Consider the following 14,400-nt stretch of genomic DNA (forward strand, 5'->3'; position numbering starts at 1 on the left):
TGCCGAAATAGATGACCCTCGCATCGGGTGCGACCTTTAGTTGATAAAAGCTGTTGTAATCAGGGTTCTACAGGGAACCCATATTGATCAAGTTTTGCCCAAAATTGACTCCATCGTTCCTTGGTCAATACCAAAGCTCGTAGGCTCAAAATAATTCCTGCTCCTTTTTCCTTCCATCGCATTCCTGAACAACATAATCGTTGTTTGACCAACGTCTTACAAGCTGCTTCCGTAACACCTGAACCAATCGGATACTTTTTCTCTAAGTATTCAGCATAATCCATTTGATGCTGATGATTCTCGTAATAAGTAATCGCCGCTTGTAGTTTCTCGGTAAGATTCTTAGAATGACTTTTTTCTTCTTTGACTTCTTTCATCAGATTTAGCAGTTCTCCTGCTTTTCCTTTTTCATGCTTGAGTTCTCGACAATTTTCAGTCAACCATTCTTTTTGTTTTGACACGGTATTCGGATGCAACGCTTCTGCCAACGCTCCTAAGTAACCAGAGGCATGATAGAAATCTAATATCTGTTCTTCCGTCTGCTTTTCTAAAAACTTCCAATTTGATTCTGCACCATCTGCTATACCGACAAATTTTGCCTCTGGATAACGGTTTTTCGCTCGCTCAATTTCTCTTTCCAATCTTTCTAGAAAACTCTTTTTTCCGTACTCTGGTGCCGCACCTAGATAGATTGTCTGTTGACGTTCTCCCTCACTATCGTATAGGGAAACGGTTCCCACCATTGCTTCACGGTAGCCATCCTCACACATCAGCATACAGGTTCCATCTAATCCTATTCCCACTGTTGCAATTTGGCTATCCTCCTTGGGCGGGGCATAACTCCACGCTTCTTCTTTTGCCTGTACCACACTTCCTACTGCTTCACTCAATCTTTGGATATAGGATAGCGCTACTTTTCTACCATGATTTTCTAATAAATCATTTTTCACCTCTTTGCCTGCCATCCCTGACATTTTTGAGGATACCTGTTTTGCCAATAATGGCGTTGATGTTATGATTATCCTTGCTTCTCTTTCTAAGGGGCAATACGTTTTTCCTCAAAGGTGAACGCTGATATACATGACGATTCACTATAACCTCACCATAAGGTGTTTGATATTCTTTCGGTTGCTCTCCCTTACTCTTCCAGATTTCTTCACCGATTTTTAAGGGTGAACCATCTGTATCTAAATATTTCAAGGCTTCTTTGCTGGCGATGCAACCTACTTCGTTTAAGCCTTTTTGAATATTTATTTCTGTATCCAACATTGAACGACTGAGTTCTAATGTTAGTTCTATTTTTATCTTTGAACCCTCTACATTAATTAGTTTTGCTGTCATCATTGTTTCCTCTTTGTCACTTTTCATCTCATGTTAACACTTTTCTTTTCCTTCATCAACTAAAGGTCACACCCCTCGCATCGAACGAACAAAACGGCATAAACTCATTGATATTCTAACGATTGCCATCTTAGCCGTCATTTGTGGAGCAGAAGGTTGGGTAGCCATGGAAAGTTTCGGCAAGGCTAAACATCAATGGCTAAAAAAAATTTTGGAATTGCCGAATGGCATCCCCTCCCACGATACGTTTGCGCGTGTATTTGCTAGTCTGAATCCAGAGCAATTTCAAGACTGTTTTCTGCATTGGGTCAAAAGTATAGCGGAGGTAAGTGAAGGAGAAGTGATAGCGATTGACGGCAAAACCCTTCGCCACTCCTATGACAATGCCAACGGAAAGGGCGCAATTCAGATGGTAAGTGCATGGGCAACAGCAAATCGTCTAGTACTAGGACAGTGCAAGGTGGAAAGCAAATCGAATGAAATCACGGCGATTCCTAAACTCCTGAAAATGCTAGAGGTCAAAGGTTGTATCGTAACGATTGATGCCATGGGAACTCAGACAAAGATTGCCCAACAGATAGTAGGGCGAGGGGGAGATTATGTTTTGGCATTGAAAGGCAATCAAGGTAATTTATGTGAGGATGTTGAACAATTATTTGCTCATGCTCAATCGGTTAATTTTGTGGGAATTAAGCATGATTTTCATCAAACAATAGACAAGGGACATGGACGGATTGAAATTCGCCGTTGCTGGACGATGGAACAAACAGAATTTTTGCTGGGTGGGGAGAAATGGGCAAAGTTGACGAGCATCTGTATGATTAAAGCGGAGAGACGATTGAAAGACAAAACAGAGTATGAGACTCGCTACTATATCAGTAGCCTGCCGAGTAATGCTCAAAAATTATCCCAATCTGTTCGTAGTCATTGGTTGATAGAAAACTCTTTACATTGGGTTCTAGACTTGGCCTTCAACGAGGATGCTTGTCGCATTCGTAAGGATTTTGCTCCTGAGAATTTAGCCGTCTTACGCCATATCGCTCTTAACTTGCTCACAAAGGAAAATACTCTGAAACTTGGTATCAAGAATAAACGGCTACGCGCTGGTTGGGACGAGGACTATCTCCTTAAGGTTTTACTCGGATAAGATGCGTTTGCCCTGAAAAGCTTGGGCGATGATTTGCGATCAGATTTTTGCGTAAAACCGCGATCGCTGTTTAAGCTCTCAAAATCCAAGGCGATCGCTGTTTACAGGATTAAGAGGTAATCACGGTTTGACGGGAAAAGCAGAGCGCGATCGCAATACTAGTCCAAAAGAGCCAATTAATACTGAGATAAAGTGAAGAAGGACAAGATAAATTAACCTAAATCTTTATATAAAAATCAGCGTAAAAATTAGCCAAAATTTAGTTTTTAAAATCACTTCTTCCTGTTATTTTTCTAAAACTTGCTGCAATAATTTTTCCCGTTCAGGTTGCAAAATTCGATCAAATTCAGGATCATAGAAAGGAGACGGAAAAAGCTCATTAAACCAAAGCGTCATGGGCAGATTATCTACTACCAGAAAAAAGTCCTTGGGATTAGGGCCATCAATATGGCGGCTCACCACCCCAAAACCAAGCCTTTCCCGCCGATACTGTAATACGGGTGACATTTGAGTTAACCATTGATGCAAATTCGACGATGCTTGCATGGATAAAATTAACTGTTGCTCTAACTCAGCAGGAAGAGGGGTTTGTGTTGCTTCAATCCAAGCCTGCTGAAAGCGTTGAGAACGTTCAGAGGGATGATTCCAAGCAGTAATGATTTGATTGGCAAATTGCGATAACGTCTTTAAATCTGCTGATTTACCCTGACTAATTGCCATTAGCCCTTGACTAACTGGCGTTCCATATTGGCTAATATCCTTTTCTGCCTGAGGAAAATTACCTTGCCACCAAAATAAGCCGCCCCGAATTTGATGCAAAAGACTGATTAATGCCATGTTTTTAGGCGTTTGACTCTCTGCGTTCTTGATGAGTTCATTTAATCGCATCCCAACTTCAGTGAAAACCTGGGGAGCAAAACTTTTTAGTAATGGCCCTCGCCAAAAGGGACTGGTGATAAAAAGCGGGTCGCGTAAACATTCTAAACTAAAGGCTTGAATGGCTAGATCTATTTTTTTCTGAGCTAATAAGCTAATGCCGAGGGCATAAAATACGCCCCGTTTGGCCGGAACGAGGGTTAACGCTTTAGCAAAATCTTGAGAGGCTTTAGCCGGATCGGTTCCTAATTGCAACCAACCCACATTGTTATAGGCAAATTCTTGGTAAGGAGAAACTTTAATTCCTTTTTGAAACCAGGCGATCGCTGTTTGATTTAACTGTTTTTGGCTAATTTGATCAGGGGCAGCTAGAGCCAGATCACCCAGATTCCAACCCAATTGAAAGGGATAATACGCTTCCCAAGGAGCTAATTGATTGGCTTGGCTAAGATAGTTGACAAAAGCGGGTAATTTTTTAGCGGTTAAGGCAGAAAAACCTAAATTGGATAATTGCCAAGCCCGTTGAATGGGAAATAGCCAAATACTGACCGCTAAAATGAGAGCTAATCCTCCATAGGTTAAAGGTAACGCGACTTTTTGGGGAGGAGCATCAGGCGTAATCACTTGATTCGATTCAGAAAAATAGCTAATTAAAATTACCCAATAAATGACAAGCAGCCCACTAATACTCAGATTATCTAATTGGTAGTCTGTAATACTCATGATACCGTAGGCCAATAAAGCTCCGCTTATACTCCAAACTGCGACAAAATGCTTCAACGAGGAGTTGTAATTTTTTAACCATTGCCCCAAAGAATAAATTAAAACAAACGTTAAGACCGTGAGAATCATCAGTCCCCAAATTCCCATTTCTGCAAACAATTGGGATGGAGTGCTATGTAATTGATAAATAAGTTCTGAATCCCGACCAGCCCAAAAGGGTCGATATTTTTGATAAAGCAAGGGAACACCCCCTAACCCCACGCCTGTCCAGGGATGACTACTGCCCATACGCCAAGCAATGACAGCATTTAAAAAACGATAGCTTAATTCGGCTGATCCCAGACCTTGAAGGATTTGGCTTAAATCTGTTTTAAAGCGATCATTAGTGATCAAGAAAATGCCGATAACAGTAATAATACTTGTGGCAATTATGATTAACCAACGGCGATTCAGTTTCCCGTGAATAGCAATACCAACCAATCCCCAAAGAATCAACCCTCCCAGAGCAATTAAACCACCTCTAGAACTTGTGGTATAAAGATTAACCAATCCTAAAACCGATGCTATTAACCAGGGTAATCGCTGTTTTCCTGTGCTTGAAATTGCTAATAATGCAAAGAGAGGCAAGGCTAGAATTAAATAACCTGCTACATAATTTTGATGACCAATGGGAGCCCAATTGCGTAATTCTAAGTTAGAAAAACTAAAGCTTAAATTCACGCCTAGTTCCTGAAATTTTTGGCTTTGAGTGAGATAGGGAATCAGGGTTTGTGTTGTCCAAAGCAGTAAACTCAGGATGATGAAAGCGAAACTGAGATAACCCTGTTTAACTAACAAGCTGTCTCGTCGCGCTTCAATTAGGGCTGGCTCCTGGGGATTCCATAACCAATGGTGGAGGGCATAAAGTGCTGCCAAAACTCCCAACGCAGCCCAGCCATACCAATGTGCTTGATTCGGAAATTCTGCTCCCAGGTTAGCGACGAGTAAACCGACAATGCCTAAAACGGCGATCGCATCCCATCGCTTGCCCAGTCCATGAAAACGTCTTCCTAAGCCCACTTGCCAGAGTAACCAAAGCATGGGAGTCAGGAGAGCCATCTGCCAAATAAAAACCCAGGGCCAAACCACCATCAAGCTATTGCTATTGGGTAGTAGAGTAAATAGTCCATAGAAGGCCGCCGTCAATATTGCCAGCAGACGACCTTGGGCCGTTGTTTTATCGACACTTGCAGATTTGGAAGGAGAAGAGGTCATAGTTTATCATTAATAACATTCCTATTGTGCCTGTTTCTTGGCTGTATTTATCCCTCGTAACCTATGAATCTTTCATCCCATCCCAGGGCGATCGCTCGTATTTTAGATGCCAATTTAGACCGTGCCAGGGAAGGATTACGCATTATTGAAGAATGGTGTCGTTTTGGTTGGCAAGAAGTGAAACTAGCCGATCGCTGTAAACAAATGCGACAGGAATTGGCCCGTTGGCATGATCCCAGTTTTCGATTAGCACGAGATACGATGGGCGATGTGGGGACAGAACTTTCCCATCCCCAGGAAGAAAGTCGTGAAAATATTGAGCAATTACTCCATGCTAATATCTGTCGAGTACAGGAAGCATTACGGGTTTTAGAAGAATACGGAAAACTCCTCAATCCGTCGATGGGAATTGCCTTTAAAAAGTTACGTTATCAGGTTTATACGCTCGAAAGTCAATTATTATCCTATGGTCGTTTAGTTCAGCTAAAATCGGCTTCTTTATATTTAGTGACTTCGCCTTCAGCAAGAATTTTAGAGATTGTCGAAGCGGCCTTAAAAGGAGGTTTAAGATTAGTTCAATATCGAGATAAAAATACGGAGGATTATTTCCGTTTAGATCTTGCCCAAAAACTCTGTCAATTATGTCATCAATATCAGGCTCTATTGATCATCAATGATCGGGTCGATTTGGCCCTAGCGATCAATGCCGATGGTGTTCATTTAGGTCAACAGGATTTACCGATTAAGATGGCTCGTCAATTATTGGGCCCTCAATGTTTAATTGGCCGTTCTACGACCAATCCCACCGAAATGACCAAGGCGATCGCGGAAGGAGCGGACTATATTGGGGTGGGGCCAGTCTATGCAACACCGACTAAAGAAGGTAAAAAAGCAACGGGCTTAGATTATGTTCGCTATGCCCAAGAAAACGCATCCATTCCCTGGTTTGCGATCGGGGGCATTGATGCAGAAAATATGGGAGAAGTGATTAAAGCTGGGGCAACTCAAGTGGCGATCGTGCGGGCCATTATGAATGCTGAGAATCCGACCCAAGTAACCCAGGATTTATTACAGCAGTTAAGCCAAAATTCCTGCTAATGGGAATGATGAGAATATTCGATTTCTTCTTCTGAGATTGCTGAAGACTGAGGTTTGACTCGCCAAATCCAGAGGAAATTTGTCACCATACTCCAGCTTACCGAAACAACAGTAGCCAGTACGGCGGCCAGACGGTGATCTAGATGAAATTTGTTGCCTAGTACAATAATAATGAAGCTCCAGAGGAAAAAACTACTGAAATTAGCGACATGGTATTCCCAACAGCGTTTCCAGGTCGGGTGAGGATTGCCAAAAACCCAAGTATCATTAATGACGTATCTGGCGATTGTACAAAGCTCGGCGGAGGAAACCGTTGCCCAGGAAAGAGACATTCCCCAAACACTTTTAAACCAGTCTAGAAGTACAATATTCACCACCATAAAGACAATGCCGACAATCCACCAACGAACGACAGTATTATTGGCCAAGCCTTTGAGGGATAAGTTCATGAATTAGTACCCTGGTGTTCTGAATTAAGAAAGTTTAGACTAAAATTTGATCTTCGCTGGGTTGAGTTAATCTAGTGAAGTTTTGAGTTTACATCATCAATGCTCTCTGCTCTTGCTATTTTACAGTACTTCATGGACTGGATTCACCATTTTGAGTTGTCAGTTTTCCCTCGCTTATTGGGCTGGTTATTCCTAGGCCTAGTTTTGGTGGAATTGTTACTGCGCTGGGGACTCGGTTTAGGGCGGCGGCTACTCTATATCCCTGATCCCAACATTGGTTATTTACTGGCTCCTGATCAAGCATTTCAGCGACTGGGACGGAGATTTGTGATTAACCAGTATTCGATGCGGAATCAAGAGATCGCCGTTCATCGAGAACCTGATACCCTTCGCATTTTGTTACTGGGAGATTCCATTGCTAATGGCGGTTGGTGGACAGATCAACAGGAAACCATCTCAGCCCTGATAGAAAAGGCTTTACAGATACCGCAATTTAAGACGGTAGAAGTTTTGAACGCCTCTGCCAACTCCTGGGGCCCCCGTAATCAGCAAGCCTACCTAGAACATTTTGGTATTTTTGAATCGCAATGGTTGGTTTTATTACTCAATAGTGACGATCTTTTTGCGATCGCACCAACTTCTCTAGCGGTGGGTCTCGATCCCCATTATCCGGTAAGTCAACCATCATCGGCCTTAGGAGATTTAATACAAACACTCTGGCCTTCACGACTTAGAAAACCGGTAGAGATTTCAGGGCTGGCCCAAGTTCTGGCCGAAAAAGGCGATCGTGTTGGTTACAATTTAACCGCGATTGAGCAAATCCAAAAACAATGCCAACAATCCCAATGCCAATTTCTCCTAGCTCTTACGCCCCTTAAACGCCAAGTCGATAACAGTCGCTTTCCAGACTATGAAAAGACTGCTAGAGAACGATTAGAGAATTTCACCCAGAAAAATAAGATAATCTGGATTGATTTTTTACCGCTTTTTCAACCTATAAAACAGCCAGATTCTCTGTACCGAGATACCATTCATTTAAGTTCTCAAGGCAATCAATGGGTCAGCAATGTTATTAGTCAAACTATTACAGAAAATCATCAAAATCACTATTAGCAACAACTCTGGGTTTCTCTTAAAAAGGCCTATGCAATGTCTATTGAAACGTTCTCTCCTGTTCAATCCGTCTCAGAAGCCAAGCAAATTCAAGAAAGTCTTCGGACGCAAGTCGTTATCCATGATCAATTCGACATTCCCCACATTATTGCTGGCATTGATGTTGCTTTGCCCCAACGAGGCAGTCTGACTAGAGCGGCTGTTGTTCTCCTCACCTATCCCGATTTAACCTTAATAGAAACAGCGATCACCGAAATTCCAACCCAATTTCCCTACATCCCTGGTTTTCTTTCTTTTCGAGAGATTCCAGCCATTTTAAAAGCCCTAGAAAGCTTACAAAACCAACCTGATTTAATTTTTTGTGATGGTCAAGGCCTAGCCCATCTTCGCCGTTTTGGCATTGCTTGTCATCTAGGCGTATTACTGGATAAACCGACCATTGGTGTGGCTAAATCTCGCTTAATCGGGACTCATTCTGCTGTACCTCTTGAAAAAGGGGAGTGGGTTCCGCTCTGGGAGCATCAGGAAAGACTAGGAGCCGTGTTGCGATCGCGGACAAAGGTTAAGCCCTTATATATTTCGCCAGGCCACCGAATTAGTATCGAGACAGCGATGGATTATGTACAGAAAACCTTAACTCGGTATCGCTTACCCGAACCCACTCGTTTAGCCGATAAGTTAAGTAAAAATCCCCATCTTGCCATTTGATGAGATAAAAAAACTCCCACAGCCCCATCAAAAAGGCGCAGGAGTTAAGGAAAAATTTAGCTAAACAGCAAAAATTTTAGAATAGTCCCAGGGTTAAGGATTTATCAATCGGGAAAATAGCTCCGGCTCCTAACCAAATAGCGGCGGCTGTGCCAAATAGAAAAATGGTCATAGCCAGAGGACGACGGAAAGGATTTTGGAATTTATTCACACTTTCGATAAAAGGAACCAACATGAGTCCTAAAGGAATGGCCGCCATACAACCAATTCCCAGCAATTTATTGGGCAAAATCCGCAGAATTTGGAAGGTTGGATATAAATACCATTCGGGTAGAATTTCCAAGGGAGTGGCAAAAGGATTTGCGGGTTCCCCGATCAAGGCGGGATCTAAAATCGCTAAACCCGTTACCAGTCCGATCGCGCCCATAATACAGATAGGGAACATATAAAGAATGTCATTGGGCCAAGCGGGTTCACCATAGTAGTTATGCCCCATGCCTTGAGCCAGTTTGGCCCGTAAATCGGGATCACTTAAATCAGGCTTTTTGATAATTGTCATCGGTGTATTCTCCTTTAATCACCAGGGTTAGAAAAATTGCAGTACTCACTATCACTAGAGTAAGAGATTTACAAGGGGCCGGAGATACCTTGTTTACGAATCATGAGGAAATGGGTTAACAGTAGGACAGCAATTATCCAAGGCAGCACAAAAGTATGAAGACTATAAAAACGGGTTAGGGTAGCCTGACCTACGCTTTCACTGCCTCGCATCAAGGTGACAAGTTGATCCCCCACTACTGGAATGGCAGCCGGAACACCGGAAACAATATTTACAGCCCAATAACCGACCTGATCCCAAGGTAAGGAGTAACCTGTTACCCCAAAGGATACCGTTGTCACCGCCAGCATAACCCCAACGACCCAGGTTAACTCACGAGGTTTTTTAAAGCCTCCTGTTAAATAAACCCGAAAAACGTGCAGAATCATCATTAGAACCATCATACTGGCCGACCAACGATGAATAGAACGAATTAACCAGCCAAAATTCACCTCATTCATAATGTATTGAACAGAGGTAAAGGCTTCTGCTACGGTGGGCTTGTAGTAGAAAGTCATAGCAAACCCAGTGGCAAACTGGATCAGAAAACAAGTAAGCGTAATTCCCCCAAGGCAATAGAAAATATTGACGTGAGGAGGAACGTACTTACTGGCAATATCGTCGGAAATCGCTTGGACTTCGAGACGGTCATTAAACCATTGAAAGATTTTTGATTCGGTGACTTCTTTAGAAAACATTGAAGCTAGACTTCTCTAAGGATTGTAAATGTTCAGGGTTGACCCCCAAGGGAGTCAAAATCGCATATATATAGCGTACGATGACAGGTTATCTAAGAGAATAGGTAAACCTACAGGCGTAGAAAAATGAGAGTAACTCATTAAAAAATGTAACACAACTTTACGACCCTGATCCGAGGCGATCGCGAAGAAGTCCCCATTTTATGTCCTCAACATACAAACGCACTGAGTTAATAACGAGTCTCTGAGCAGGCGATCGCCCTTGAATGTCAAAAAAAGAGGATTTTCGCAAGTATTGTTAAGTCTCTCTTAAGGATTCTCAAGAAGCGGAAAGAATCATTTAAAATTTAGGAACAATCCTAATCCTAGGATTTTGTCATCCTAATTTTGACGCTCCCTTTTCTCTAAGCAACTGATAAGGATACTCACAATGGATCAAGACGTTCCCAAATACCAAATGGTTTGTACTCTGACCTTCGGAGACATTTATGGGCAAATTATCATTTGGCTAATTGTTATCTTTCTTTCTTTGGCAACGGCTTTAGGGCTTTGGAGTAGTACTAGACAGATTTATGCCTTGGCTACCGTTGGTTTAGTTCTCGTTCTGACCTTACCATTCCTGTTATTTGCCTTTGTGACGACCTTATTTAACCACTTAGAGTTTGTCCCCGTTGATCCCAATGCGGCCAAGGGTAAATTGAGTGGTAGTCGCAAACCCGCCTAAGGTTGTGATTACCCAGAAGAAAATCACTTGAGTTACGACTTAAAATTATAGACTTCGTGATTTTCTCTAGGCTCTGATTGGTTGACCTGGTGGTGTAAATGGTAGCTGATTACCAGAGGAGTGGTTAGTCTGCCCAATTTCAACCTCTACTTTGGTATTTTTATGGCTACTTTTTTTGGGTTATCTGGCAGGATGGTCTCTTCAAGATCAGCCTTGCTGTGTGTGTGTTTCGGGATTGGCATTGTCCCCCTTTCTACATCTAATGCTTATTCGGTTGAACCGTTAGTGATTACTAATCCTAAACCCTTAGTTATTTCGGAAGGGAATGCCCAGGATTTAAAGGGAAGCCTGAGCCGAGATGCTTCTCTGTGGCTGGGAGGTGTGGGAGGAGATGATGGCAGTGGGATTGATGAAAATGTCTATGAAATTTCCGAGGACTCCTACAATATCAGGGTCAAAAACCTCAATCAATCCTTAGAACTGAAAGATCAACAAATGGGAGAATCCCAACGAATTATTCGTCGCTTTCCTCTCAATTAAGATCTGGTAAGAAGACCTCTCTTTCTAGATAACAACTAGTACTGAAGCAGAGGAGAAAAATCCTGGAGTTGTGAATTAACGAGCTTTAGGATTTGCTCCAAATTCTTGAATTAATTTCGATTTTGTTCAGTTTACTGGTGATTTCTAATGCGGTTGTCATAGCTTTAGCCTCGATCCCTCGCCCTGACTAAGGGTAATGGGGCGTTGTATCTGAACCTCACTGGGTTCTGTGATCTAATATGTGATCTAACTTAAGCAGGATAACGAGGTCTTTTTGTCTCATGGATTACGAATTTGCCACCACCATGTTCTTTTTGCATTACCACTATGCTTTTCTACCATGAAGGCTGACGGTATTTTCTTGACTTTAAGGTGCATCATTCCATTCTGGCGTTAAAGTCCGAAAATCAAACTGAGCCACATTAGGATGACAGACAATACAGGTTTTAGCGGTCATATCAGCCGGAATCGGCACTCGTGGGTGTAAAGCACGGAAATAACGAGATTTTTCTGCATAGAGTGGGACAGGAGTATCGGGCGGTAAGACGCGGGAAAAAGTACTGACATAGTCCCAGATCAGCAATTGGGTTAAGCGATTGAAGTTGGGAATAACAGTGCCAAAGTGATTATCAGGACGACGCAGAATTTCTCTCCAGCTTTCTGTCGGCAAAACTTCCGGGGGAATGGCAATATGGCAACTGGCGCAATTTTCGAGATAAGCATCTAAGCCTGGCTGATAACGGGTGGGAACCGGATCAACGAGTAGGGAGTTTTTGATCTCTGAAGATTTGGGGGGAGGGGGCGCGATCGGTGTATTATCTGCCAGCAGAGGAACGGAAACTGCCACGACAGGAAGCGTTAGGGCCTGGGCTAATCCCCAACCAAGTCCCATTATTCCCAATCCCAGCATCAAGAGTAATAATGTTGTGAACAGCGATCGCGTCAATTTCAACATAGTCTAAACTCTCAGGGTTATACTTATAAGAAACTTTAATTTGATCTATTTTATTCTAAACACGATTTAGCGTAGCGATTGCTGTGCCTAGTTGAGCTATATTGATCACCCTTTTCTGTGCGGCAGGGCAAAAATCGTGTCTGGGGGTCTGGGGAACCATTCGTGTCAACTTAGTCCAAAACCCTGATTAAATAAGCATCGTAGGATGGGTTAGCATCGCGTAACCCATTATCAATCAACCACTAATCAAGGGGTCTATCTCCGAGTACTTACAAATAAGGCTCAATGAGATGCTCTAAAGTAGGGTTTGCCGAATAAAGGCAGAACCTTTATCAGATAAGCTTTTCAGCCATTTTGAACACGATTAGGTGCAAGCTTATGGCATTTGAAGGCTCAAAATCCATGCACTTTGCTAGAAAATTGTGGGTTAAAATCGGAAACTGATTTCTGAAGTCACCATTTTTCGCGCCCTGTGGCATCTAGGTTCGATTTGCAGACTTATTCAGCAAGCCCTAAAGTAGTTTCAAAGCCCTAATCAGCAAGAGTTACACATTAAGTTGACACCAATGCTGGGGAACTCCCCAGTCAGCACCTATCGCTTTTACCAGTAAGCAAAAAAAAAGGACCATCTATCGAGATCGCCCCTTACTGTGAAGAAAAAAGCGATCGCCCCTTACTGTGAAGGGGTGTGACCTTTAGTTGATGAAGGAAAAGAAAAGTGTTAACATGGGATGAAAAGTGACAAAGAGGAAACAATGATGACAGCAAAACTAATTAATGTAGAGGGTTCAAAGATAAAAATAGAACTAACATTAGAACTCAGTCGTTCAATGTTGGATACAGAAATAAATATTCAAAAAGGCTTAAACGAAGTAGGTTGCATCGCCAGCAAAGAAGCCTTGAAATATTTAGATACAGATGGTTCACCCTTAAAAATCGGTGAAGAAATCTGGAAGAGTAAGGGAGAGCAACCGAAAGAATATCAAACACCTTATGGTGAGGTTATAGTGAATCGTCATGTATATCAGCGTTCACCTTTGAGGAAAAACGTATTGCCCCTTAGAAAGAGAAGCAAGGATAATCATAACATCAACGCCATTATTGGCAAAACAGGTATCCTCAAAAATGTCAGGGATGGCAGGCAAAGAGGTGAAAAATGATTTATTAGAAAATCATGGTAGAAAAGTAGCGCTATCCTATATCCAAAGATTGAGTGAAGCAGTAGGAAGTGTGGTACAGGCAAAAGAAGAAGCGTGGAGTTATGCCCCGCCCAAGGAGGATAGCCAAATTGCAACAGTGGGAATAGGATTAGATGGAACCTGTATGCTGATGTGTGAGGATGGCTACCGTGAAGCAATGGTGGGAACCGTTTCCCTATACGATAGTGAAGGCGAACGTCAACATACAATCTATCTAGGTGCGGCACCAGAGTATGGAAAAAAGAGTTTTCTAGAAAGATTAGAAAGAGAAATTGAGCGAGCGAAAAACCGTTATCCAGAGGCAACATTGGTCGGGATAGCAGACGGGGCAGAATCAAATTGGAAGTTTTTAGAAAAGCAAACGGAAGAACAGATATTAGATTTCTATCATGCCTCTGGTTACTTAGGTGCCTTGGCAGAAGCGTTGCATCCGAATACCGTGTCAAAACAAAAAGAATGGTTGACTGAAAATTGTCGAGAACTCAAGCATGAAAAAGGAAAAGCAGGAGAACTGCTAAATCTGATGAAAGAAGTCAAAGAAGAAAAAAGTCATTCTAAGAATCTTACCGAGAAACTACAAGCGGCGATTACTTATTACGAGAATCATCAGCATCAAATGGATTATGCTGAATACTTAGAGAAAAAGTATCCGATTGGTTCAGGTGTTACGGAAGCAGCTTGTAAGACGTTGGTCAAACAACGATTATGTTGTTCAGGGATGCGATGGAAGGAAAAAGGAGCAGGAATTATTTTGAGCCTACGAGCTTTGGTATTGACCAAGGAACGATGGAGTCAATTTTGGGCAAAACTTGATCAATATGGGTTCCCTGTAGAACCCTGATTACAACAGCTTTTATCAACTAAAGGTCGCACCCCTGTGAAGAAAAAAGCGATCGCCCCTTACTGTGAAGAAAAAAGCGATCGCCCCTTACTGTGAAGAAAAAAGCGATCGCCCCTTACTGTGAAGAAAAAAGCGA

General features: G+C 42.4%; 11 protein-coding genes and 2 pseudogenes. 7 read left to right on the forward strand and 6 right to left on the reverse strand.

Annotated features, from left to right (window positions below; translation table 11 throughout):
* Positions 1-59 precede the first annotated feature (59 nt).
* A pseudogene (locus KA717_08650) lies at positions 60-1,341 on the reverse strand (ISKra4 family transposase).
* A gap of 79 nt (positions 1,342-1,420) precedes the next feature.
* On the opposite strand from KA717_08650, the gene KA717_08655 reads away from it, so the two are divergent.
* On the forward strand, positions 1,421-2,488 hold the full coding sequence (locus KA717_08655) for an ISAs1 family transposase (protein ID UXE64600.1): 1,068 nt from the start codon (positions 1,421-1,423) through the stop codon (positions 2,486-2,488).
* Between the two features lie 285 nt (positions 2,489-2,773).
* Here the strand turns inward: KA717_08655 and KA717_08660 are convergent, their stop codons facing one another.
* A complete protein-coding gene (locus KA717_08660) occupies positions 2,774-5,341 on the reverse strand; it encodes an O-antigen ligase family protein (protein UXE62766.1) in 2,568 nt (855 codons plus the stop codon).
* Positions 5,342-5,404: 63 nt separating this feature from the next.
* Between KA717_08660 and KA717_08665 the strand changes: the two genes are divergently transcribed.
* Positions 5,405-6,439, forward strand: a complete 1,035-nt coding sequence (locus KA717_08665; GenBank protein UXE62767.1) for a thiamine phosphate synthase — start codon at positions 5,405-5,407, stop codon at positions 6,437-6,439.
* On the opposite strand, the gene KA717_08670 is transcribed toward KA717_08665, so the two are convergent.
* Positions 6,436-6,888 carry a GtrA family protein gene (locus KA717_08670; GenBank protein ID UXE62768.1) on the reverse strand — a complete coding sequence of 151 codons (453 nt, stop codon included), beginning with the start codon at positions 6,886-6,888 and terminating at the stop codon, positions 6,436-6,438. The genes KA717_08665 and KA717_08670 overlap by 4 nt on opposite strands.
* Positions 6,889-6,987: 99 nt before the next feature.
* Between KA717_08670 and KA717_08675 the strand changes: the two genes are divergently transcribed.
* Together KA717_08675 and nfi are read left to right on the forward strand one after the other, a co-directional pair.
* Positions 6,988-8,001, forward strand: coding sequence for a GDSL-type esterase/lipase family protein (locus KA717_08675; GenBank protein UXE62769.1), 1,014 nt, complete (start codon positions 6,988-6,990; stop codon positions 7,999-8,001).
* Between the two features lie 36 nt (positions 8,002-8,037).
* The gene (nfi, locus tag KA717_08680; protein ID UXE62770.1) at positions 8,038-8,709 is read left to right on the forward strand and encodes a deoxyribonuclease V; all 672 of its coding nucleotides are present in this window, start codon (positions 8,038-8,040) and stop codon (positions 8,707-8,709) included.
* A gap of 76 nt (positions 8,710-8,785) precedes the next feature.
* Here nfi and petD read toward each other — a convergent pair whose 3' ends face one another.
* The gene (gene petD / locus KA717_08685) at positions 8,786-9,268 is read right to left on the reverse strand and encodes a cytochrome b6-f complex subunit IV (protein UXE62771.1); all 483 of its coding nucleotides are present in this window, start codon (positions 9,266-9,268) and stop codon (positions 8,786-8,788) included.
* Positions 9,269-9,336: 68 nt separating this feature from the next.
* Entirely contained in the window at positions 9,337-10,005 is a 669-nt protein-coding gene (locus KA717_08690; GenBank protein UXE62772.1) for a cytochrome b6, read from the reverse strand.
* Positions 10,006-10,435: 430 nt separating this feature from the next.
* Here KA717_08690 and KA717_08695 point away from each other — a divergent pair, with 430 nt between their 5' ends.
* Both KA717_08695 and KA717_08700 read left to right on the forward strand, forming a co-directional pair.
* Positions 10,436-10,729: a hypothetical protein gene (locus tag KA717_08695; protein ID UXE62773.1), complete on the forward strand. Its 294-nt coding sequence runs from the start codon at positions 10,436-10,438 to the stop codon at positions 10,727-10,729.
* 213 nt (positions 10,730-10,942) lie between these two features.
* On the forward strand, positions 10,943-11,269 hold the full coding sequence (locus tag KA717_08700) for a hypothetical protein (GenBank protein ID UXE62774.1): 327 nt from the start codon (positions 10,943-10,945) through the stop codon (positions 11,267-11,269).
* Between the two features lie 367 nt (positions 11,270-11,636).
* Here KA717_08700 and KA717_08705 read toward each other — a convergent pair whose 3' ends face one another.
* Positions 11,637-12,224 carry a diheme cytochrome c gene (locus tag KA717_08705; GenBank protein UXE62775.1) on the reverse strand — a complete coding sequence of 196 codons (588 nt, stop codon included), beginning with the start codon at positions 12,222-12,224 and terminating at the stop codon, positions 11,637-11,639.
* Between the two features lie 758 nt (positions 12,225-12,982).
* On the opposite strand from KA717_08705, the pseudogene KA717_08710 reads away from it, so the two are divergent.
* Positions 12,983-14,264, forward strand: a pseudogene (locus KA717_08710) (ISKra4 family transposase).
* Positions 14,265-14,400 lie beyond the last annotated feature (136 nt).

The sequence above is a fragment of the Woronichinia naegeliana WA131 genome (genome assembly GCA_025370055.1).
Taxonomy (GTDB): domain Bacteria; phylum Cyanobacteriota; class Cyanobacteriia; order Cyanobacteriales; family Microcystaceae; genus Woronichinia; species Woronichinia naegeliana.

What these genes read in the sequence shown, in the direction of transcription:
- KA717_08695 (UXE62773.1), top strand. Translation starts at nt 10,436, where the DNA reads ATGGATCAAGACGTTCCCAAATACCAAATGGTTTGTACTCTGACCTTC.
- KA717_08670 (UXE62768.1), bottom strand. Translation starts at nt 6,888, where the DNA reads ATGAACTTATCCCTCAAAGGCTTGGCCAATAATACTGTCGTTCGTTGG.
- petD (UXE62771.1), bottom strand. Translation starts at nt 9,268, where the DNA reads ATGACAATTATCAAAAAGCCTGATTTAAGTGATCCCGATTTACGGGCC.
- nfi (UXE62770.1), top strand. Translation starts at nt 8,038, where the DNA reads ATGTCTATTGAAACGTTCTCTCCTGTTCAATCCGTCTCAGAAGCCAAG.
- KA717_08660 (UXE62766.1), bottom strand. Translation starts at nt 5,341, where the DNA reads ATGACCTCTTCTCCTTCCAAATCTGCAAGTGTCGATAAAACAACGGCC.
- KA717_08675 (UXE62769.1), top strand. Translation starts at nt 6,988, where the DNA reads ATGCTCTCTGCTCTTGCTATTTTACAGTACTTCATGGACTGGATTCAC.
- KA717_08665 (UXE62767.1), top strand. Translation starts at nt 5,405, where the DNA reads ATGAATCTTTCATCCCATCCCAGGGCGATCGCTCGTATTTTAGATGCC.
- KA717_08690 (UXE62772.1), bottom strand. Translation starts at nt 10,005, where the DNA reads ATGTTTTCTAAAGAAGTCACCGAATCAAAAATCTTTCAATGGTTTAAT.
- KA717_08705 (UXE62775.1), bottom strand. Translation starts at nt 12,224, where the DNA reads ATGTTGAAATTGACGCGATCGCTGTTCACAACATTATTACTCTTGATG.